This window comes from Mycobacterium sp. E740, assembly GCF_001672895.1.
Classification (GTDB): Bacteria; Actinomycetota; Actinomycetes; order Mycobacteriales; family Mycobacteriaceae; genus Mycobacterium.
Genome location: NZ_LZKP01000089.1, coordinates 1 through 20,244, shown reverse-complemented (window position 1 = coordinate 20,244; position 20,244 = coordinate 1). Strand labels below are relative to the sequence as shown.

18 protein-coding genes, 1 tRNA gene and 3 pseudogenes are annotated in these 20,244 nt (G+C 66.7%); 11 read left to right on the top strand and 11 right to left on the bottom strand.

Annotated elements, in window-relative coordinates:
* The first annotated feature begins 42 nt into the window (after positions 1-42).
* Both A5663_RS08390 and A5663_RS08385 read left to right on the top strand, forming a co-directional pair.
* Positions 43-2,082 (top strand): ABC transporter ATP-binding protein, encoded by a 2,040-nt coding sequence (locus tag A5663_RS08390; protein WP_068146636.1) that lies wholly within the window; start codon positions 43-45, stop codon positions 2,080-2,082.
* Positions 2,079-2,927, top strand: a complete 849-nt coding sequence (locus A5663_RS08385; RefSeq protein ID WP_068146632.1) for an energy-coupling factor transporter transmembrane protein EcfT — start codon at positions 2,079-2,081, stop codon at positions 2,925-2,927. The genes A5663_RS08390 and A5663_RS08385 overlap by 4 nt, the downstream gene beginning before the upstream one ends.
* Here A5663_RS08385 and A5663_RS08380 read toward each other — a convergent pair whose 3' ends face one another.
* Genes A5663_RS08380 through A5663_RS08370 form a run of 3 tightly spaced genes read right to left on the bottom strand, consistent with a single transcriptional unit; the run spans position 2,928 to position 5,957 of the window.
* Positions 2,928-4,268: a sugar ABC transporter substrate-binding protein gene (locus A5663_RS08380; protein ID WP_068146619.1), complete on the bottom strand. Its 1,341-nt coding sequence runs from the start codon at positions 4,266-4,268 to the stop codon at positions 2,928-2,930.
* On the bottom strand, positions 4,265-5,092 hold the full coding sequence (locus tag A5663_RS08375; protein ID WP_068146616.1) for a carbohydrate ABC transporter permease: 828 nt from the start codon (positions 5,090-5,092) through the stop codon (positions 4,265-4,267). Before A5663_RS08375 ends, A5663_RS08380 begins: the two co-directional genes overlap by 4 nt.
* Entirely contained in the window at positions 5,079-5,957 is an 879-nt protein-coding gene (locus A5663_RS08370; protein ID WP_068146614.1) for a carbohydrate ABC transporter permease, read from the bottom strand. The genes A5663_RS08375 and A5663_RS08370 overlap by 14 nt, the downstream gene beginning before the upstream one ends.
* 26 nt (positions 5,958-5,983) lie before the next feature.
* Between A5663_RS08370 and A5663_RS08365 the strand changes: the two genes are divergently transcribed.
* The 4 genes from A5663_RS08365 (at position 5,984) to A5663_RS08350 (ending at position 9,938) form a co-directional block, all read left to right on the top strand.
* Entirely contained in the window at positions 5,984-7,501 is a 1,518-nt protein-coding gene (locus tag A5663_RS08365; protein WP_068146611.1) for a TldD/PmbA family protein, read from the top strand.
* 3 nt (positions 7,502-7,504) lie between these two features.
* On the top strand, positions 7,505-8,878 hold the full coding sequence (locus tag A5663_RS08360; protein WP_068146607.1) for a metallopeptidase TldD-related protein: 1,374 nt from the start codon (positions 7,505-7,507) through the stop codon (positions 8,876-8,878).
* A gap of 7 nt (positions 8,879-8,885) precedes the next feature.
* Positions 8,886-9,737, top strand: coding sequence for a carboxymuconolactone decarboxylase family protein (locus A5663_RS08355; protein WP_068146604.1), 852 nt, complete (start codon positions 8,886-8,888; stop codon positions 9,735-9,737).
* A gap of 124 nt (positions 9,738-9,861) precedes the next feature.
* Positions 9,862-9,938, top strand: a tRNA-Ile gene (locus A5663_RS08350).
* Positions 9,939-10,119: 181 nt separating this feature from the next.
* Here the strand turns inward: A5663_RS08350 and A5663_RS08345 are convergent.
* Positions 10,120-10,554, bottom strand: a complete 435-nt coding sequence (locus A5663_RS08345; RefSeq protein ID WP_068146601.1) for a hypothetical protein — start codon at positions 10,552-10,554, stop codon at positions 10,120-10,122.
* A gap of 383 nt (positions 10,555-10,937) precedes the next feature.
* Positions 10,938-11,366 carry a hypothetical protein gene (locus tag A5663_RS08340; protein WP_068146597.1) on the bottom strand — a complete coding sequence of 143 codons (429 nt, stop codon included), beginning with the start codon at positions 11,364-11,366 and terminating at the stop codon, positions 10,938-10,940.
* Between the two features lie 265 nt (positions 11,367-11,631).
* On the opposite strand from A5663_RS08340, the gene A5663_RS08335 reads away from it, so the two are divergent.
* The gene (locus A5663_RS08335) at positions 11,632-12,075 is read left to right on the top strand and encodes a YkvA family protein (protein ID WP_068146714.1); all 444 of its coding nucleotides are present in this window, start codon (positions 11,632-11,634) and stop codon (positions 12,073-12,075) included.
* A 191-nt stretch (positions 12,076-12,266) separates the two neighbouring features.
* On the opposite strand, the gene A5663_RS08330 is transcribed toward A5663_RS08335, so the two are convergent.
* The 5 genes and pseudogenes from A5663_RS08330 to A5663_RS08315 form a co-directional block, all read right to left on the bottom strand.
* Positions 12,267-12,794, bottom strand: a complete 528-nt coding sequence (locus A5663_RS08330) for a hypothetical protein (RefSeq protein WP_156744390.1) — start codon at positions 12,792-12,794, stop codon at positions 12,267-12,269.
* Between the two features lie 132 nt (positions 12,795-12,926).
* The gene (locus A5663_RS08325; RefSeq protein ID WP_068146710.1) at positions 12,927-13,637 is read right to left on the bottom strand and encodes a Type 1 glutamine amidotransferase-like domain-containing protein; all 711 of its coding nucleotides are present in this window, start codon (positions 13,635-13,637) and stop codon (positions 12,927-12,929) included.
* A gap of 20 nt (positions 13,638-13,657) precedes the next feature.
* A pseudogene (locus tag A5663_RS23500) lies at positions 13,658-14,269 on the bottom strand (DUF1460 domain-containing protein); the annotation flags it as partial.
* A 117-nt stretch (positions 14,270-14,386) separates the two neighbouring features.
* A pseudogene (locus tag A5663_RS23495) lies at positions 14,387-15,313 on the bottom strand (lytic murein transglycosylase); the annotation flags it as partial.
* 38 nt (positions 15,314-15,351) lie between these two features.
* Positions 15,352-15,654: a DUF732 domain-containing protein gene (locus A5663_RS08315; protein ID WP_068146590.1), complete on the bottom strand. Its 303-nt coding sequence runs from the start codon at positions 15,652-15,654 to the stop codon at positions 15,352-15,354.
* A 133-nt stretch (positions 15,655-15,787) separates the two neighbouring features.
* Between A5663_RS08315 and A5663_RS08310 the strand changes: the two genes are divergently transcribed.
* The gene (locus tag A5663_RS08310) at positions 15,788-17,068 is read left to right on the top strand and encodes an acyl-CoA dehydrogenase family protein (RefSeq protein ID WP_068146589.1); all 1,281 of its coding nucleotides are present in this window, start codon (positions 15,788-15,790) and stop codon (positions 17,066-17,068) included.
* Between the two features lie 24 nt (positions 17,069-17,092).
* Positions 17,093-17,281: a hypothetical protein gene (locus A5663_RS08305; RefSeq protein ID WP_068146587.1), complete on the top strand. Its 189-nt coding sequence runs from the start codon at positions 17,093-17,095 to the stop codon at positions 17,279-17,281.
* On the opposite strand, the gene A5663_RS08300 is transcribed toward A5663_RS08305, so the two are convergent.
* On the bottom strand, positions 17,278-17,715 hold the full coding sequence (locus A5663_RS08300) for a septum formation family protein (protein WP_231976727.1): 438 nt from the start codon (positions 17,713-17,715) through the stop codon (positions 17,278-17,280). The two genes, A5663_RS08305 and A5663_RS08300, sit on opposite strands and share 4 nt — an antisense overlap.
* Before the next feature lie 242 nt (positions 17,716-17,957).
* Here A5663_RS08300 and A5663_RS08295 point away from each other — a divergent pair, with 242 nt between their 5' ends.
* Together A5663_RS08295 and A5663_RS08290 are read left to right on the top strand one after the other, a co-directional pair.
* A complete protein-coding gene (locus A5663_RS08295) occupies positions 17,958-19,598 on the top strand; it encodes a hypothetical protein (protein ID WP_068146581.1) in 1,641 nt (546 codons plus the stop codon).
* 80 nt (positions 19,599-19,678) lie between these two features.
* Positions 19,679-20,244: pseudogene (locus tag A5663_RS08290) on the top strand (alkaline phosphatase family protein); the annotation flags it as partial.

The window sequence follows — 20,244 nt, the reverse complement described above, 5'->3', positions numbered from 1 at the left end:
GCCGATCAGTGCACCGGCAAAACCGGCTGGCAGAATCGTGCAATGACCGCGACCGGGGGCCGAGCTCGACGTGCCGGTCGCCTGCGTCCGGTCGAACTCGCCCAGGCGGCCGTCATGGCGGCGCTGTGCGCGGCGACGGCGATCATCTCGGTGGTGGTTCCGTTCGCGGCCGGGCTCTCCCTGCTGGGCACGGTGCCGATGGGCCTGCTGGCGTACCGGTATCGGTTACGGGTGCTGCTCACCGCGACCATTGCGGGCGGCATCATCGCGTTCCTGATCGCGGGGATGGGCGGCTTCATGACCGTCGTGAACTGCGCCTACATCGGCGGGTTGACCGGCACCGTCAAGCGTCGCGGTCGCGGCACGCCGACCGTGATCTTCGCCGCACTGATCGCCGGGGCGGTGTTCGGCGCTGCCGTGGTGGTCGCGCTCGCCGTCCTCGCGCGGCTCCGTCACCTGATCTTCGAATCGGTCTCCGCGAACGTCGACGGTGTCGCCGCGGTGATCGCCCGCATCCCGGACATGGCGGAGTTCGCCGACCGGCTCAAGCGCGACTTCGCGACAGCGCTCGACTACTGGCCTGTGCTGTTCTTCGGCAGCGGCGTGTTGACCATCACGTTCGTCAGCCTCGTGGGCTGGTGGGCGCTGTCGCGGGTGATGGAACGCTTGGCGGGCATCCCCGATGTGCACAAGCTCGAATCGTCGAGCGACGACGGTGTGATCGCCCCGGTGCCCGCGCGGCTGCGTGACGTTAAGTTCCGCTATCCGGCTGCCGATCACGACGCGCTGGGGCCCGTTTCGCTCAGCGTCGAACCGGGGGAGCACCTCGCGGTGACCGGCGCCAACGGGTCAGGCAAGACGACGCTGATGCTGATGCTGGCCGGCCGCGAGCCGACCTCCGGCACCGTCGAGCGGCCGGGGGCCGTCGGGCTGGGCCGTATCGGCGGCACGGCGGTGATCCTGCAGCACCCCGAAAGCCAGGTGCTGGGCACCCGGGTGTCCGACGACGTCGTCTGGGGTCTGCCACCCGGCAAGGCCACCGACGTCGATGGGCTGCTCGCCGAGGTCGGCCTGGACGGACTGGCCGAACGCGACACCGGCGGCCTTTCCGGTGGCGAACTGCAGCGGCTAGCGGTCGCGGCGGCGCTGGCCCGCGAACCGTCGTTGCTGATCGCCGACGAGGTCACCAGCATGGTGGACCAGCAGGGGCGTGACGGGCTGATGTCGGTGCTGTCGGGGCTGACGCGGCATCATCGAATGTCGTTGGTGCACATCACCCACTACAACGACGAAGCCGACGCCGCCGACCGCACGGTCCAGCTGACCGGAAACGGCGGCGCCAGTGACAACACCGACATGGTGGAATCCGCCGACGCGCCGGCCGCGACCGTTGTGCCCGGTACCGAATCCGCCCCCGTGCTGGAACTCGAAGACGTCAGCCACGAGTACGGCAGCGGCACGCCCTGGGCCGCGATGGCGCTGCGCGACATCGCGTTCACCGTGCACGAGGGTGACGGCGTGTTGATCCACGGGCTCAACGGGTCGGGCAAGTCGACGTTGGCCTGGATCATGGCGGGTCTCATCGAACCGACCGTCGGGGCCTGTCTGCTCGACGGCAGACCGGTATCCGATCAGGTTGGCGCGGTTGCCATTTCGTTCCAGGCCGCTCGGCTGCAGCTGATGCGGGCCCGGGTCGGTCTCGAGATCGCCTCGGCCGCCGGGTTCTCCCCGCGCGACCGCGGCCGGGTGGCCGAGGCGCTGTCGACGGTCGGCCTGGATCCGAAGCTGGCGAACCGGCGCATCGACCAGCTCAGCGGCGGGCAGATGCGGCGGGTGGTGCTGGCAGGGCTGCTCGCCCGATCGCCGCGTGCGCTGATCCTCGACGAGCCGCTGGCAGGCCTGGACGCCACCAGCCAGCGTGGGCTGCTGCGCCTGCTGGAAGACCTCCGCCGCCGCGCCGGGCTGACCGTCGTCGTGATCTCCCACGACTTCGCCGGGCTGGAGGAACTGTGCCCGCGCACACTGCATTTGGACGGTGGCGTCATGGTGCCGGCGCCGACCGCTGCGGGAGGCCGGCCATGACCGGGATTTCGACCGGGCGACGTCAGCGCAGGGGCGTCGTGCTGCTGCGGCCCGTGCCCGGCGACAGCGTGATCCACCAACTGTGGGCGGGCACGAAACTTCTGCTGGTCGCCGCCATCGGCGTCTTGATGACCTTCTACCCGGGATGGGTGCCGATTGGCGCGGTCGCGGCGCTGGTGCTGGTCGCAGCGTGGCTGGCCGATATTCCACGCGGGGTGCTGCCCTCGGTGCCCGGTTGGCTGTGGGTGCTGGTCTTCCTCGGCGGCTTGACGGCCACGTTCGCCGGTGGCAGCCCGGTGATCGCGATCGGCTCGGTCGAAGTCGGGCTCGGCGGGCTGCTGAACTTCCTGCGCATCACCGCGCTGTCGGTGGTGCTGCTCGGGCTCGGCGCGATGGTGTCGTGGACCACCAACGTCGCCGAGATCGCGCCCGCGGTAGCGAAGTTGGGAAGGCCGCTGCGGGTGCTGCGGATACCGGTCGACGAGTGGGCGGTCGCTCTGGCGTTGGCGCTGCGCGCCTTCCCGATGCTGATCGACGAGTTCCGGGTGCTCTACGCGGCGCGCAGTCTGCGGCCGAAGCAGGTGCCGGCGCGCCGCCGGGGCCGGTGGCGCCGTTGGTGGCTCGAGGCGATCGACCTGCTGGCCACGGCTATCACGGTCGCGTTGCGTCGCGCCGACGAGATGGGGGACGCGATCACCGCCCGGGGCGGTGCCGGCCAGATCTCGGCCGCGCCGTCACGGCCGAAAGCCATTGATCTGTGGGCGTTTCTCATCGTCGCCGCGGTGTGCGGGGCCGCACTCGCGCTGGAGTTGACGGTGGCCGGTACCAGCGCCGTCACGCGTTGATCACCGCTGCGCGGCGGTGTTCGCGGCCTGCTGGGCTTCGGTCAGCGTGGGTGCGACGTCGCGGCGGCCGAGGAACATCTCGTCGAAGTACGGCTTGAGCGCATCGAACCCCGCGGCGAAACCTGCGCCGCCGGGAGCCGGGATACGGGGACCGTCGAGCACGCTGAAGAAGGGCGTGACGTCCACGCCGCGGGACCGCCAGTAGTCGTCGTAAACCGTCCGGGCGGCGAGCACCGCGGGGATCGCCGCGCCGCCGGCACCGAGGTAGGCGTTGCCGCGGGCGCTGCCCATCCAGGCCAGCACCTCGCGCACCGCATCGGGGTGCGCGCTGGCCGAATTACCGGCGGCGGCAATCCCGTTCGTCACACTGATCCGGCCCGCCGGGCCGGCAGGCATCATCGCGACGCCCCAGCGGAACGGAGCGGCGTCGGCGATCGCCGCGAGGTTGTAGGTGCCGGACTGGAAGAGCGCCATCCTGCCCTGCAGGAACTGGTTTCTGGAGAAGTCGCCGTTGTCGTTGGTCGCCGAAGCAGGCGGGGCCACGCGATCGGTGTTGATCAGCCCCACCAGGTACTCGAAAGCTTCTGCGGCCTCCGGGTTGTCGAATGCGAAGCGGTCACCGATCGAGAAGACGCCGCCCGCCGAGCCGATGTAGTTGAGATAGATGCCCTGCAGGTCGTTGGCGGCGTTGTAGCCCCACTGGCGGATGCGGTTGCCGTCGAAACCCGCTGTGCCCGCAGCGCGGCCGTCGCGATCCAGGGTGAGACGCGTGAGCAGCGGCCGCAACGTGTCGGCGGCCGGATCCGGTGACCAGCGCAACGACGACAAGTCGCCGGGCGTGACACCCGCGGCGTCGAGCAGGTCGGCGTTGATGTAGAGCGCGATACCGGCATCGGTCAACTGCGGCACGCCCCACAGCGCGCCGTCGCGGGTGAACTGGTCGACCACCGAGGACTCCCAAGCGCGTGACGCACTGAGTCCCAGAATGTCGCCGATGTTCATCAACCTGCCGCTGTCGGCATATTCGGCGAAGTAGGCGTTGCTGACCCAGAACACGTCGTCGGCTCCGCCAACCGCGACGTCGGTACGCAACGTGTCGAAATATGTGGAGTAGGCAACGACATTGACCCGCACGTCGATGTCGGGGTGTTCGCGGCCGAACTCGGCGAACGACTTGCGGTACGCCTGCGCCACCTGCTCGTCCCACAGGCGCACCGTCACCACCGTTCGCCCAGTCGAACCGCCCGACTGCCCGAGCAACACGGCCGCCACGAGCAACACGGTCATGGCGAGAGCGAGTCCGCCGAAGACAAGCGTCGAAAACCTCGGGCGCGTCGTCATTTCAGCCCCGTCGCGACGATCGAGCGCACCATATTGCGGCCCAATACCACGAACAGGACGAGCAACGGCACGATCGCCACCGTCGTCGCCGCCATCACCAGCGTCCACTGAGCGTTGTAGCGCGACTGCAGGCCGGCCGTCGCGACGGTCAGCACCTGCCACTTGCCGCCGCTGGTGATCACCAGCGGCCACATGAAGCTGTTCCACTGCGAGACAACGGTGATCAGCGCCAGCGTCGCCAGAATCGGCCTGCTGGCCGGGACGACGACATGCACGATGACGTCGAGGATGTTGGCGCCGTCGAGGCGGGCCGCGTTGACGAGGTCGCCCGGGATGGTGCGGAAGTACTCCCGCAGCAGGAAGATCGCGTACGGCGAGCCGAACACGAACGGAAGCACCAGAGCCCAGAACGTGTTACGCAGACCCGCCTCGGCCATCATCAGGTACAGCGGGACGACGGTCACGGTAGCCGGCACCATGAGCGTGGCCACGTAGACCCAGAACAGCGCGTCACGGCCGGGAAACTCCAGGCGCGCGAACGCATACGCCGCGAAGACCGAGAACGTCAACTGCCCGAGCAGGATCACCGTGGTCATCAGCGCCGTCACCGCGAGCGCCCGACCGAACCCCGCGTCGGCGAGGTTCACGTAGTTCTGCAGGGTAGGCGAAGTGGGCAGCGACAACGGCGACTCGGCGTCGAATCGGCGCGGATCGCGCAGCGAGGTCAGCACGCCGAGCACGAACGGCGCCAACGTGATCAGTGCACCGGCCAGCAGTACCGGATAGATGAGCGCGCCGGACGCAATCCGCCTAGGTGAGGTCATAGCTGATCCGTCGCCCGAAGTACACGTGCTGAACGATCGTGACGCCGACGAGCAGTACGAACAGCACCACCGCCATGACCGCGGCGCGGCCCACGGCTGCGGCGCCGAACGCTTCGGCGTAGATCCGGTGCGCCACCAGATCGGTCCGGTGCTGCGGACCGCCGCCGGTCAGTGCATATACGGTGTCGAAAACCTTTGCGGCGCTGATGATCCCGGTCACCAGCACGAAGAACAGTGTCGGCCGCAGCATCGGCAGGGTGATGTGCCGGAACCGTTGCCAGGCTGTCGCGCCGTCGGTGCGGGCGGCGTTGTGGATGTCGTCGGGAATGTTGAGGATTCCGGCCAGGAAGAACAGCGTCACATAACCCACGTTGGTCCACACGATGACCGCGGAGACGACGGGCAACGCGAGGGTCGGATCGGTGAGCCATCCGATCTGCCGCCCGAGAAGGGCGCTGATCACCCCGTCGGTGGGGGCGAGAATCCAGCGCCAGAGCACCGCGATCGCCAGCGGCGCGCTGATCCACGGCAGCACGTACAGCGTGCGTAAGAATCCGCTGGCGGGCAGGCCGCGCGCCAGCAGGGCGGCTGCGGCCAGGCCGAGCAGGGTTTGCACGGGTACCACCAGCGCGACGAACACCAACGTGACGACCAACGAGGTACCGAACGTCGGATCGGTCAGCACCGATCGCCAATTGTCCAGTCCCACATACCGCATCGGGCTCAGCAGGTCCCAACGATGCAATGACAGCCACGCCACCACGAGCATCGGCAGCAGCATGAACACGGCGACTCCGAAGAGGCTGGGGGCCAGGAGTGCATACGCGGTTACGGTCGTGCGGCGGCGTTGTGCCATCCGAGTCATTAAAGCGCGACCACTACGGTGGTGGTGTGACAGCTGGCCGACGTGTCGATGCCGACTTCCTCGACCTACCCCGCAGTGCGCTGGCCGACGCGGCGCTCTCGGCGGCGCTGGCAGCCGGTGCGAGTTACGCCGACCTCCGGGTTCACGCGATCACATCGGAGCTCGTGCAGTTGCGTGACGGTGAACTGCAGACCGCGGTCGTCGACCGGGAGATCGGCCTGGCGGTGCGGGTGATCGTCGACGGCACCTGGGGGTTCGCCTCCAACGCGGAACTCAGCGCCGAGGTGGCGGCGCAGACCGCACGGCGCGCCGTACAGGTTGCGCGCACGTTGGCGCCGTTGAACGCCGAGCGCATCGAGCTGGCTGCCGAACCCGTCTACTCCGACGCCAGTTGGGTTTCCGACTACCGGATCGACCCGTTCGGGGTCGGGACCGCCGACAAGCTTGCGGTGCTGGGCGAATACTCGGGGCGGCTGCTCGCTGCTGACGGCGTGGACCATGTGTCGGCGGGCTTGCACGCCGCCAAGGAGCAGACGTTCTACGCCGACACGTTCGGTTCGACGATCACTCAGCAGCGCGTGCGGGTGCAGCCGTCGCTGGAGGCTGTCACCGTCGACGCGGCGGCGGGAACGTTCGAGACGATGCGCACGCTGGCCCCACCCACGGCGCGAGGGTGGGAGTACGTGGCCGACGACGGGCTGTGGAACTGGACCGAGGAACTGGCCACCATGCCGACATGGCTGGCCGAGAAGGCCAAGGCTCCGAGCGTTACGCCCGGGCCGACCGATCTCGTCATCGACCCCTCGAACCTGTGGCTGACCATTCACGAATCCGTCGGGCACGCCACCGAGTACGACCGCGCGATCGGCTACGAGGCGGCGTATGCCGGCACGTCGTTCGCCACGCCAGACAAGCTCGGCACGATGCGCTACGGCTCGCCCGTGATGAATGTGACGGCCGATCGCACCGCCGAACATGGCTTGGCGACAGTCGGTTTCGATGACGAAGGAGTCCAGGCGCAGAAGTGGGATCTGGTGCGCGACGGGGTCTTCGTCGGCTACCAGTTGGACCGGGTGTTCGCCCCGCGACTCGGGGTGGGACGGTCCAACGGCTGCGCGTACGCCGACTCGCCGCACCACGTGCCGATTCAGCGCATGCCGAACGTCTCGCTGGAACCCGGCGCCGACGACGTGAGCACTGATGACCTCGTTACCCGAGTAGCCGACGGCATCTACATCGTCGGGGACAAGAGTTGGTCAATCGACATGCAGCGCTACAACTTCCAGTTCACCGGTCAACGCTTCTTCCGGATCCGCGACGGCCGGCTCGACGGACAGCTGCGCGACGTGGCGTACCAGGCGACGACGACGGACTTCTGGGGATCGCTGGAAGCTGTCGGCGGCCCGTCGACATGGCGGCTCGGCGGTGCGTTCAACTGCGGCAAGGCGCAACCCGGGCAAGTGGCCGCGGTCAGCCACGGCTGCCCGTCGGCGTTGTTCCGTGGGGTGAACGTGCTCAACACCCGCACCGAGGCTGGGCGGTAGGCGATGCTAGGCGCACAGCAAGTGGTGGAGATCGCGCTGGCCGAGGCGGCTCGCATGGGCGTGGCCGACGAGACGATCGTGTTGGTGACCGACCGCACCGACGCGTCGCTGCGGTGGGCGGGCAACTCGATGACGACCAACGGCGAGTCGATGAGCCGCTCCACAACGGTGATCTCGGTGGTGCGCAGGGGCGACGGATCGCATGTCGGGTCGGTGCGCTCCAGTGAGGTGGACCCGGCGGCGATCGCCGGTTTGGTCGCGTCGTCGCAGGAGGCCGCGCGTTCGGCGCCCGAGGCCCGGGACAGCGCGCCGCTGCTGGCTGGCGTTGATGCACCCCAAGATTGGGACGATTCGGTGCCGAGCACCGGCGCCGAGGTGTTCCTGCCGGTGGCGGACGGGCTTGCCCGCGGCTTCCGCGGGTCCGACCGGTTGTACGGGTATGCGCGCCACGTCCTGGAGACGACGTTCGTCGCGACCTCGGGAGGACTGCGGCGGCGCTACACGCAACCGACGGGTTCGATCGAGATCAATGCGAAGCGAGACGGTGCCAGCGCGTGGGTGGGTGTCAGCACCGCCGACTTCACCGATGTGCAAACGGATTCCATGCTCGACGAACTGTCGAAGCGGTTGGGGTGGGCGAAGCGCACGGTGGAGTTGCCCGCAGGGCGCTACGAGACGATCCTGCCGCCGTCGACGGTGGCCGATCTGATGATCTTCCTGGCGTGGGCGATGGATGGTCGCGGTGCGCAGGAGGGACGCACCGCGTTCTCGGCGGCGGGCGGTGGCACGCGGGTGGGAGAGAGGCTCACCGACCTGCCGCTGACGCTGTACTCCGACCCGCTCGCCGCGGGATTGGCCTGCATGCCGTTCGTCGCGACGTCGGTGTCGTCGGAACGGGTTTCGGTGTTCGACAACGGAATGGACGTCAGCCGGGTGGACTGGATCCGCGAGGGGACGATCAACGCCTTGGCGTATTCCCGGGCCGCGGCGGCGGAGTTCGGTGCTGCTCCGGCGGCGCCGGCGGACAACCTGCTCATGACCGGGGGTGAAACCGGTTTGGAGGAGATGATTGCCGGTACGGAGCGTGGACTGTTGTTGAGCACGCTGTGGTACATACGTGCGGTCGACCCGGCGGTACTGCTGTTGACGGGGCTCACGCGCGACGGTGTCTACCTCATCGAGGATGGCGCGGTGACCGCTGCCGTCAACAACTTTCGGTTCAACGAGAGCCCGTTGGATCTCCTGCGCCGGGCGACGCAGGCCGGCGTCAGCGAGGCCACGCTGCCGCGGGAGTGGGGTGACTGGGCGACCCGAGCGGCGATGCCGACGTTGCGAATCCCCGACTTTCACATGTCGTCGGTCAGTCAGGCGCAATAATCCTCAGATGGGCGCTGACGAGCTTGCCGATCGAATTGCGGGACTGGTGGCGATGTCGTCGGGCGATGCCCGACTGGACACTCTGATCCGGCTGACGTGCGGCAGGACGCTGTCGCTGCCACCGCTGCCGGTGGAAGAAGACCTGTACGACGGGTCGAGCGAGGCGGATCGGGTGGTGGCCGCGTTCGCCGAGCAGTTCGCGACCGACGTTTCCGGGATCGGTGAGAATCAGCGCAAGCGGATGTTGGCGACGTTGGGCGACAATGCTTTTCGAACGGTGACGGCGATTTTCGTCGCCGACTTCGTGCCGCGGGCGTGGGCTGGGTGCGAGGTGCTGGGTCTGGGCAGGCCCGGCCATCACAGCGACATTGAGTGGGACCACGATTCGGATCCGGTCGATGCGCTGCTCAACGGGTTCGCGCCCGCGGTTGCGCGCTTGTGGGACCTCGATCCGGTGACGACGGAGATCGTCCGGTTGCGTGGGGCGACGCAGCACAACTGCCGGTTGTGTAAGTCGCTGCGGGAGGGCAACGCGCTCGACTCGGGTGGGTCGGAGGAACTGTACGAGCAGATCGAGCGGTACGAGTCGGCCAAGGGCCTGGGCGACGCGCACAAGGCGGCGCTGCGATATGTCGACGCATTGATCTGGTCGCCGTCGCGCATCGAGGCGGATGTGGCCGACGGCGTTCGTCGGCACTTCTCGGAGAAGCAGGCATGCGAGTTGACGCTCGACGTCATGCGAAATGCGATCAACAAGATCGCGGTGTCGCTGGGGGCCGATGCGCCCAGAGTGGCCGAGGGCACGGAGCGGTACTCGATCGGCAGCGACGGGCAGCCGGTGTACGCCGAGATAGCGTGAGGGTCGGGCCCTCGGGTTGATTGGAGAATTGCCCGCCCAGCGAGCGACAACGCCGCTGTGCACGCAAATTAGTCGCTGTGAGGTGGGCAGGAAGCAATGTGGGACCATGGTGCCGCGCGCGCCGGGGGCGGTAGCTCAGTCGGTTAGAGCTGCGGACTCATAATCCGTCGGTCGCGGGTTCGAGCCCCGCCCGCCCCACCACAGCCCTGTATTACTTCGGGTGATGCTTGACGTTTCTATGTCGGGTGATGGGTGACAGTGTTTCGGCTGATGCTTGACACCTACTTCGGCTGATCCTTGACACTCTCGACTTGAGGGTGGCCGGAGCAGCGGTATCAGGCCATCTCGGCCGTAATCAGCGAATGGCTTGACGCCGCTGGACCTAATTGCCCGCGTCGGAGTCGCCCTTGGCGGGCTTGTCCGGCTTGTCGGCCTTGGCAGGCTTGTCGGGCTTGTTGGCCGGAGCTGGTGCGGCGGGCTCGGATGCCGGGGCGGGCTCGGACGCCGTGGCGGCGTGGGTGGTCGGCGGCGTCTGCACCTGTGCTTTCAGTGCTGCCGTCAGCTGATTGTTCGCTGCTTTGATATCTGCCTTGAACTGTGCCTTGGCCGCGGCGAGCTTGCTGGTGTACTCGGCCCTGGTGATGGCTCCCGAGTCCCGCTGTTTGATCAGGTTGATGATCGTTGCGTTGTAGGCAGTAGTCAGTGAATTGACTTGGTTGGTCCACGTACACCCGGCGTCACACGTGTCCGCCTGCGCCGGGGCCGCAAATAGCAAGGGCGTCACGAGCAGGGCGGCTGCGATTCGTTTTTTCATCATCTCGGTTCACGTCACCTTTCTTGTGTGCAGGGGTGCACCTTCCGTTCGGCAGCGCCCGTTGCGGGCGACGACGAATCACCGTCGCTGGACCACTCCTAACGCCCGATCCAACCGCGACAGACGTCATAGTCCTATGGCTCGAGCACGTCGCCTTAAGTGTTCGACTACTGCATTTTCGTAACCTCGGCAAAGCCGACTACTTAAGGCGCATGGCCATGGAAAAGTCCCCACCTGTGGCCAGTGGAAAGTCTCCACTGGTGGCCATGTAAAAAGTTCCCACTACCTTGCGGGCTCGTCGTGTTTTCCGGGAGCTCTATTGAGTCTGCAAGGGCACGTATGGGTCGCCAGCAAAGTGGTGTGCGAAACGGATCAGTGAAGTTTCGCTACTTGTCCGCCTTCGCGGGCTTGTCGGGCTTGTCCGCCTTCGCAGGCTTGTCGGCATTGGCCGGCGTGTCGGCCGCGGCTGGAGCGGGCTCGGATGCCGGGGCGGCCTCGGAAGCCGGGGCGAGATTGGCGGCCGGGGCGGGCTGCGCTTGCGCTTTCAGTGCCGCCGTCAGCTGATTGTTCGCTGCCTTGATATCCGCCTTGAACTGTGACTTGGCCGCAGCGAGTTTACTGGTGTACTCGGCCTTGGTGATGACTCCGGTGTCCCGCTGTTTGATCAGGTTGATGATCGTTGCGTTGTAGGCAGTAGTCAATGAATTGACTTGGTTGGTCCACGTGCATCCAGCGTCACAGGGGGCCGCCTGCGCCGGGACCGCGAAAAGCAACGGCGCGACAAGCAGGGCGGCTGCGATTCCTTTTTTCATCATGTCGGTTCACATCACCTTTCTTGGTGTTCAGAGGTGCGCCTTTTGACGAGTCCTCGTTATCAGCAACGGTATGGGTGTGGCCACGCCAAAGAAATCAGGGATTTCCCTATGTTTGACTCTCCCGACATCCGACTCGGCGATGAGAGCGGCGCGGTCAGTGCGTGACAGCAGCTACGTAGTGACGCTGGTCTTAGACGCGGACTACGTCGCCGAGACGAATGGCACCCGGCCAACGGAAGGCGCACAAACAGTCAGAATTGAAGCCGTGTGGCCGGATTGGTGGCTGATCCCGTTGGGCGTCGTAGGCGGCCTTCTACTGATTTGGGCCGCCTTGATTACGGCTCTGTGGATCGGCAAGCCGGATGACGTCGGAGTGCGGGATGCGATGCCGCTGTTGCCTGATGTGCTGCGGCTGGTCAAGCGACTCGCGTCCGATCCGGCGATGCCGCGTGGGCTCCGGGTTCGCCTAGCGCTGCTACTGGCCTACCTGGCATTGCCGATTGACCTGATTCCCGATGTCGTGCCGATACTTGGTTACGCCGACGACGCGATCATCGTCGTGTTGGTCCTGCGCTCGGTGACTCGCGTCGCTGGGAGGGCTGCACTGGACAAGCACTGGCCGGGCACGCAAGAAGGGCTTGTCGCTGTCCGCCGATTGTGTCGGCTCCCCGAATCGGACAGCACGGCACGGGATGAGCGGCACCCATGACTGACACTGCCACTGTTCTGGTTGATAGTCATCCAGGGTTACGACTTGGTGAATCGGATCGTCTCGCCGGAACGACTCGACGATGAGGTCGACGACCTCGTCGAGGCGCTTCTTTCCAAGGGTGGCTGTTGTCGGGTATTCCGTTGCGGCGCAGTGTACTCCGAAAAGCAGCGGTACGGCCCGACCGTCAGCTACGGTTCGACGACGATGCGCGGGAACACGATGGTCTCAGCTTCAGCCTCGCGCCGCAGTTTTCGCGCTCGGGCCTCAGCGGCTTCGGCCCGCGCTTCGGCCGCTTCTGCCCGTGCGCGCAGTTGCGCTGCGCGGACCCGTGCTTCAGCCGCTTCGGCGTGCGCTTGCTCTTCCATCTCCGCCGGTGAAAGACTCAGCGCGCCGTGTGCGGCTGCCTCCGCGTCGAGATGGTGACTTCGCGCGTAGGCGACCGCTGCGACGTGCGCCCGATGCTCAGCCTCGTTCTCCTGGTCCGCGAAAACCTCGACTGCAACCAGAACCGCGGTCGCCAACAGCAGCAGCGGCACGAAGACGAACGGGTACAGGGCCACTCCGGCCAAGCCGATAACCGTCAACGGCACCGCGATAGCGCCGGCCGCCCAGGGGTACCGCTCGGCGTATTCGCGAACTGTCGCTCGGGTCGACAACGCGCGAGCGATCCAGGACTGCACATCCGGTCTGCTGAGGACCGTCTTCGAAGACCACACGATTCCACCCCTTCGCGGAGACGCCGGCGTATTCAGTGTGACTGACTCCGCGACTTTGGGATAGATGCGACGCGAATTCGTCGGCGGAAAGATTCACAGTGCAAGATTTCGACCAGAGGCTACGCCACCCGCTCAGCCAGGTACTTCCGAAGGGCATAACAAGGATTGCGTGACCCGCGCGTCCTCGAATCGGAACTCGTGCACGGGGTATCGCAGGGGCTCGATTGTTGCGTCGGCATGTACGACGATCCCACCGCCCGCGGGGATTCCGAGTCCGCTGGCCATTCCTTCCAACTGCGCAACCGCGCGCGTCAGTCTCGTCCATCCGGCTCGCTCGTCGTGCGTGTCGATCACCACCGGGGCGAGTTTGAACACATCGAGCAGCGAGGTGGCCGAGGAGTCGGGTTCGTCGACAATGCCGTAGAGGCCGCACTGGACCGCGCCGGCCGAAATCCCAACCAGGATCGCGCCTTGCGCGTACCGCTGAAGGATCACGTCCTTCATTCCGGTCTCCTCGAACGTGTTCCAACCACGACGCACATCCCCGCCCGCAAGGACGATCAGATTCGCCCGCTGCAGGAATGCGCGGTCATCGCGGTCGAACGACGAATCGATCATGCGGCGTTCGGTGACGCCGAGCGCATCGACCGCTGCCGCGAAAATCCCGTAGTACTCCAGTCGGTCCCCGTTGGAGGCGCCGATATAGGCGGCCTTGACAGATGTGTCCGCCCCGAGGTCCGCAACGGCTGTCTCGAGTAAAAGTCGGTCGTGTTGTTTCCAGAACAGCAACTGACTGTCCGCCAGTAGATAAAGCGGTTGAAGTTCGGCTGCCGTCTCGGTCATGACGGACATGGTGTCATTCCCTATCGAGTCGGTCGCAGCACCACCACACCGGGGACGGTGCGGAGATAATCGAACAGCGGGCTGTCGACCACCTTGTCATCGGTGCTCAGCGACGACGCATTCCGGAACACCGGGCCAGCCGGGGTGTCGACGAAGATCCCGACGTGCGTGACGTCAAGGCCGCCGTCTTCGGCATACGCTCCGATGTAGTCGCCGGTGCGCAGTTGCTTCACCACGCCGTCGTCGACGCGTTCACTCGGAATGTAGGACACCGTCCGCGGAACCACCGGTATGCCGGGCAGGTACACCCCGCCGGAATCCTTCGCGTTCAAATTCTTCTGCACCGCAATCGCGTTGGGGCTCAAGCTGGACGTGACGTCGCTCGCGACGACGGGAGTCGACGCGACCCAGTCGGTGAAGAAGTGCTTGCGATTCTGAAACGCGACGACGCCGTCCTTGTAGCGGACCTCGGTCAGCCCGGCGATGAACTCGTCACGATTGGCTGCCCGCTTGGCCGCCTCGACATAGTCGGCGAAAGTGAAGCAGTCGACCTTCTCCAGTTCGACGACGAGTTGTTCCTGTTCAGTCGCCGAACCGACGAGAGTGTCTGCGCCATAGGGCGTGCCGAGGAACTGCCGTGACACAACCTCCGACTTCACAGGGCCCGCGCCATTGCCGGCGGCCAGGACGCGCTCGAGAATCTGCGCGCTCTGCTCCGAGATCCGAACATCCGGGGACGGCTTCGCCGCAGCCGCAAGGTAATTCGCGGCGGGTATCGGCGCGGCCTCGGAGTAACCCACCGGCAGCAGTACGTCGCCGGCCGTCGTCACGTAGTAGACCTCCCAGCGGTGGTAGCCGGCGAACGCGGCGGAATCGGCAGCAAGCACCGCGGCATAATCGCTGATCGCCCGCACGTAGTTGTTCGAGTTGTTGTACCGGTACAGCGCGTGATCGCGGTCGGTGGCGAATCCGTTGGCAGCGAGATAGCGACCGGCAGCCATGATGCTGTCCCGAGGCGAGAGGATGTCACCCCCCGCGCCGTACGCGGCGAACGTCGACGGCATGAACTGCATCGGGCCCTGCGCACCCGCAGTGCTGACGCCGGCGACGCGCCCGAAGGCCGTCTCGACGAGGTTGATCGCCGCGAGGAAGTTCCACGGCACCGCGAACTCGGATTCGGCCTGGCGGTAGTAGCCCATCAGCTCGTCGGCGGGTGCGGGGGCGACGATGCGCCAAGCAGGCAGCGTGTCCTTGGGGCGGCTCATCACACCGAGTTCCCGACGCGCGTCGACGTTGAGGTCGTAAGCCTGCAGGAGCGCCGGCGGGATCCGGGGGCGCACGATCGGATCCCACTCGGGATGCCGTCCGATGGCGCGGTATGCCGCCTGCTGTCGCTGCGCCGCCGCGGTCTTCACCGCCTCGGAGGACGACGCGTCGTGCAACGCGCCCTCGTCGGACACCAGGTCATCGGCCATGCGCGCCGGATCGGACGCCAGCTCCCGGTGCACGGCCTCGGGAGCGGGCGGTGCAGGCGCAGCGGCGGGTCCGCCGGCCGTCGTAGCGGGTGCGGCCCCGTGGTCCGAACCCGAACATCCGACCAGGGCGAACAGGGTCACGGCGATGCTCGCGACCGCTGAAATCCTTGCGGCGTCGACTCGGAACCCACCGGCATTCATCGCCGTCGGAGTCTAGCGCGGCCGACAGCGCCGCACTTTCAGGTTCGCTGGGCCTCCGGGCAGAAGTACAGCCGCGCGCCGGCCACGATGAAGTTCGACAGTGTCTCGTCTTTCGTCGTGATGTCCAGCTTCTCGGCCACCGTGGTCGCGTCAGCGCCGCCGTCGAGTTGAGTGCATGCACCGCGGGCGAGGGTGACCAGGGTCGCGCAGTCACCGGTGAAACCCACCGAGGTCATGCTGCGGCAGAGGTCGTCTTCTGGCGATGCGGCGGCGTTCGGAGCGGCCACGAGTAAGCCGGCCAGCGCCACCAATAGCGCTGTGAGTCGCGCAAGCGTGGTCATGTCACGTCCTTCCTACCGCTCGACTACCCGTTTCGGGTAGGCGGCGAACCGAATCGGTTGCATATCGAGACAGGAGGGTTACCGAGCCAGGGATTGCTGCATCGCGTCGGCGGCGTGGTGACAGACTGCCTACATGGCTTGGGATTTCAGCACCGAACCGGAGTTCCAGCAGAAGTTGGACTGGGTCAAGCAGTTCTGCGAGGAGAAGGTGGAGCCGCTCGACCACGTGTTCCCGCACGCGGTGCGGATACCGGATCCGGCGGTCAAAGCGTACGTGCGCGAACTGCAGCAAGAAGTCAAGGACCAGGGCCTGTGGGCGATCTTCCTCGACGAAGATCTCGGCGGCCCGGGCTTCGGGCAGCTCAAGCTCGGCCTGCTCAACGAGATCATCGGCCGCTACGCCGGCGCCCCGCACATGTTCGGCGCCTCGGCACCGGACACCGGGAACATGGAGATGCTGGCCGCCTACGGCACCGACGAACAGAAAGAACGGTGGCTCAAGCCACTGCTCAACCAGGACATGTTCTCGGCCTACTCGATGACCGAACCGCAGGGTGGCAGCGACCCGAACCTGTTCAAGACCCACGCCGTGCGCGACGGCGACGAATGGGTCATCAACGGCGAGAAGTGGTTCACCTCGGCCGGCCGGGTCGCCGACATCCTGTTCGTCATGTGCACCAACGGGATGTTCGTCGTCCCGCGCAAGACCCCCGGCGTGGAGATCAAGCCCGAACCGCGCAACCACAACCACATCGTCTACCGCGACGTGCGGGTCCCGCTGGACCATCTCCTCGGACCCGAGAACGGCGCAAAAGTGTTGGCGCAGAGGCGACTCGGCGGCGGGCGCATCCACCACGCGATGCGCACGATCGCGCAGTGCAAGTTGGCCTTCGACATGATGTGCGAGCGGGCGCTCAGCCGGGAATCGCACGGGAAGGTCATCGCCGAGCATCAGATGGTGCAGGAGAAGATCGCCGAGTCCTACGCGATGATCAAGATGCTTCGTCTGTTCGTCCTCGAGACGGCGTGGAAGATCGACAACACCTCAACGCAGGAGGCCCGCACCGAGATCGCGGCGGTCAAGTTCACGATGGCCAAGGTGCTGCGCGAAGTCTCGTTCAACGCGCTGCACATCCTCGGGTCGTTGGGCACCACGGATCTGACCCCGATCCAGGCGATGTACGCCGCGGCACCGACGATGGGCATCGCCGACGGGGTCGACGAGGTCCACAAGGCCACCGTCGCGCGCCGCGTGCTGCGCGACTATCAGCCACACGACGGCGATTTCCCGACCGAGTTCCTGCCGTACAAGCGCGAGCAGGCGCGCCAGCGGATGCAGCCGGTGCTCGACGCACGACCCGAATTGGCGGCGGCCGCCGAGACGTACCAGAAATATCTTTCGCGTCGTCGCTGACGCAGCCGCGCCTAGTGTGAAGCCATGCGTTTCGCCATCGCCCTGCTCGGCGTGATCGTCGCGTTGTTCGGTCTGCTGTTCACCCTCCAAGGTTTCGGTGTGGTCGGCGGCAGCCCGATGAGCAACACCACCACCTGGTCGATCCTCGGGCCGATCATCGCGCTGATCGGGCTCGCGCTCGCGGTGGGCGGTCTTCGTCGCCGCAGGCCCTAGCGTCGCGCCGAACCGGTGAGTGCACTGCCGTCGGCCGACTGCAACAGGCAGATGACAGTGCTGGGCAGCGGGTTGTCCGCGGTTCGGTCCTGGTTCGAGTCGATCAGGTAGGTCACCGCGTAACGGCCGCCGCCGGTGTACGGGCCGATCGCATCGGCGCACGTCTTGTCGGCGACGTCGGCGGTCGCCGCGTTGACCTCCAGCGGCGCGCGCCGATAAACCTCCGCACGGTGTGCCTCGGCGCAGTCGACCACCGGAGCAGTCACCTCGCCGAGGTCGATCTGCGGAACGGCGGTCAGGCAGTCGCCGACCTCGAGGTCGAACCAGTTCTCCGGAGCGGCGACCGCGGCTTTGGGAGGTGGGGGCGGCGTCGTTGCTGCAGAAGGTGTGGAAGGCTTCGTCGACGACGACGTCGGAGATTGCGCGTCATGCACGTTCCGGCCGTCTCCGCATGCAGGTAGCACAGCCAGGATCACGCAGAAAAGTGCGGCGATTGTCCATGACCGAATGCTGCCGAATCGCATCTCTCATCCTTCTGCGATCATCTTCGCTGCGCCAGCGGAGTGTAGGCGCCCGGCCTGTAACGCCACGGCCTTCTCAGCGATGAACTCTCTGAGACTGGGCCGTCGGGGGAGTGGCAGGACAGCGCCACGCATGAGAAGGGAGTGGATGCACGATGGGTGCACCGCTGAATGAATTCCGCCGACGAGGCATCACGGTACTGGCATCGGGAGCTGTGATCTCCCTGACCGCGCTGACCGCTGGGCTGGCTCCCGCCGTGGCGAAGCCCGGGGGCTCCGACGACGTGGTGACGACGGTCGCACCAGCTCCGGAGGTGAGCGCTCCCGAACCCGAGGCGCCCGCCGAACGGCCGACCAGCGCCCCCGAGCCTGCCGTCCCCGCAGCGCCGGCCACATCACAGGCGCCGCAGACGCAGGCACCGGTCGTCGAGCCCGAGCCCGCACCGGAACCGACACCGGAGACCGTGGCGCCTCCGAAGACCAGTGTCGCAGTGCAGGCCACGGAGCCCACGGAACCCGCTGCCCCGAGTGAGGAACCGTCCACCACCGTCGAGCGGACACCGACCGCATCGGCCGCACCGAGCACCCCGAGCGTTGCTCCGGAAAGCACGGCCGAGGTCACCGAACCGGCCCGCGAGTCCGCAACGTCGTCGAGCGCGCCGTCCGCGGCGCCAGCCCCGGCGACGAGCGCGACGACCAGCGCGACACCGACGTCGGCCAAGAGCGCCGAGCCGTCGACCAGTGGATCGCAGACCGCGACCTCGACGACGAGCGCGACGGCCACCGAGCAGAACCGCGACCAGTCCGAAACTCCGACGGTGTCCATCAAGCAGGCCGCCAAGGAGATCGAGACGCTCGCGCCGGAGACGCTTCAAGCACCCGTCGAAGACGTCCAGCTGGCCAAGGCCGCCAAGCCGATCTTCGAACCGCAGCCCGCGGCCGCTCCCGATCAGGACGTCAACACGTTCAAGCAGTCGGTCGACATGACCCTCGGCCTCAACGGTCTGCAGGCAAGCAGCAGCGCGAAGGTGGAGCTGGAGGCCAAGCGGAACCGCGACTTCGAACTGGTCAGCAACGTGCGCCAGTGGCGGCCCGACTGGATCGAGTACGACGAGTACTACCGGCCGGTGCTGATGAACCCGTTCCGCGCTCCGGTGCGCATCGTCTACGTCTACGACATGCGCCCGCGCATCGTGTTCATTCCGCCGTTGACACGGATGGTGATCGAAGCGGCTCAGTTCGCGGCGTACAGCTTCACCGCCGCCGTGCTCAGTCCGGTCGCCGTGGCGGCGAACCTCGCGCAGGCCGCGACCAACATCGCTGTGGGCAGCTTCTTCGGCGGTGGCTACTTCCCGGGCGCGGGCCTGCCGTTGCCCCCGCCTCCGCCGCCGGTGCTGCGCTACGACAACGTGCCGGTGCTGGTGAACTACTCGAATGCGCGGTACGAGCCGTTCCGTGTTCGTCAGATCGTCGACGTCGGTGAGGACCGTGTCTACGGTGGCCGCAAGGTGCTGCTCGACGGAGCCACGCCGGCCTGGGGCGAGTGGACACAAACCGCAAGTGGCGAACGTCAATTCGAGGTCCGCAAGACGCAGCAGTTCCCCGGCTTGGGTGAACCCGCCGAGGGGCCGCTGCCCGGTGACTACCGGTTGCGGCTCGCATCCGACGAGGCGGCGACCGGCGGGCTCACCGGCAGGGACATCTTCCTGATGGTGGCCGCGGGTGTGATCGGCACGCTCGGCTTCGGTGCGATCGGCCTGGCCTTCTTCCTGGGCCGGCGGCGCCCCGAACACTGAGGTCGTGCGACGTCGGAGTAGTTGGTGGCGCCGGCGGCAGCCGACTACTCCGACATCGCTGATACGGGCATGATGAGGTGATGCCCCGGGTGCGCGTCGGTCCGCTGCTCCGCCACGTCGGCGAAGCGGACGCGACCGTGTGGGTCGAGACTGACAGCGCGTGCCGGGTTGACATTCTGGGCAACGGCGCCAACACCTTTGAGGTCGAAGGCCACCACTTCGCGATCGTCTGTGTGACGGGCCTGGACCCGGACCGTGAGCACCCGTACGAGGTTCACCTCGACGGTACGAAGGCGTGGCCGCCGGAAAACTACGAGTTCCCGCAGCCGCGCATCCGGTTGATGCCGCGCGACGGGTCGCTGCGGCTGCTGTTCGGCTCCTGCCGTTGCTCTGCGCCGCACCGTCCGCCCTACACCTACCAGCACTGGTGGCATCCCAAGGGCAAGGGCATCGACGTGCTGCGCACCTACGGTATGCGGATGCTGCGGCAGCCCTCGGCATCATGGCCGGATGCGCTGCTGATGATGGGCGACCAGCTCTACGCCGACCAGGTCAACGACACGATCAGGGACCTGGTCGCCGAGCGCGAGGTGCACGCCAACGGACCGGTCGAGGTGCTCGAGGATTTCGAGGAGTACTGCATCGG

Coding starts and splice junctions, on each gene's coding strand:
- A5663_RS08315 (WP_068146590.1), bottom strand. CDS start 15,654: ATGACCACGCTTGCGCGACTCACAGCGCTATTGGTGGCGCTGGCCGGC.
- A5663_RS08325 (WP_068146710.1), bottom strand. CDS start 13,637: ATGACCGAGACGGCAGCCGAACTTCAACCGCTTTATCTACTGGCGGAC.
- A5663_RS08370 (WP_068146614.1), bottom strand. CDS start 5,957: ATGACTCGGATGGCACAACGCCGCCGCACGACCGTAACCGCGTATGCA.
- A5663_RS08380 (WP_068146619.1), bottom strand. CDS start 4,268: ATGACGACGCGCCCGAGGTTTTCGACGCTTGTCTTCGGCGGACTCGCT.
- A5663_RS08375 (WP_068146616.1), bottom strand. CDS start 5,092: ATGACCTCACCTAGGCGGATTGCGTCCGGCGCGCTCATCTATCCGGTA.
- A5663_RS08340 (WP_068146597.1), bottom strand. CDS start 11,366: ATGATGAAAAAAGGAATCGCAGCCGCCCTGCTTGTCGCGCCGTTGCTT.
- A5663_RS08305 (WP_068146587.1), top strand. CDS start 17,093: ATGCGTTTCGCCATCGCCCTGCTCGGCGTGATCGTCGCGTTGTTCGGT.
- A5663_RS08390 (WP_068146636.1), top strand. CDS start 43: ATGACCGCGACCGGGGGCCGAGCTCGACGTGCCGGTCGCCTGCGTCCG.
- A5663_RS08345 (WP_068146601.1), bottom strand. CDS start 10,554: ATGATGAAAAAACGAATCGCAGCCGCCCTGCTCGTGACGCCCTTGCTA.
- A5663_RS08355 (WP_068146604.1), top strand. CDS start 8,886: ATGGGCGCTGACGAGCTTGCCGATCGAATTGCGGGACTGGTGGCGATG.
- A5663_RS08360 (WP_068146607.1), top strand. CDS start 7,505: ATGCTAGGCGCACAGCAAGTGGTGGAGATCGCGCTGGCCGAGGCGGCT.
- A5663_RS08310 (WP_068146589.1), top strand. CDS start 15,788: ATGGCTTGGGATTTCAGCACCGAACCGGAGTTCCAGCAGAAGTTGGAC.
- A5663_RS08385 (WP_068146632.1), top strand. CDS start 2,079: ATGACCGGGATTTCGACCGGGCGACGTCAGCGCAGGGGCGTCGTGCTG.
- A5663_RS08295 (WP_068146581.1), top strand. CDS start 17,958: ATGGGTGCACCGCTGAATGAATTCCGCCGACGAGGCATCACGGTACTG.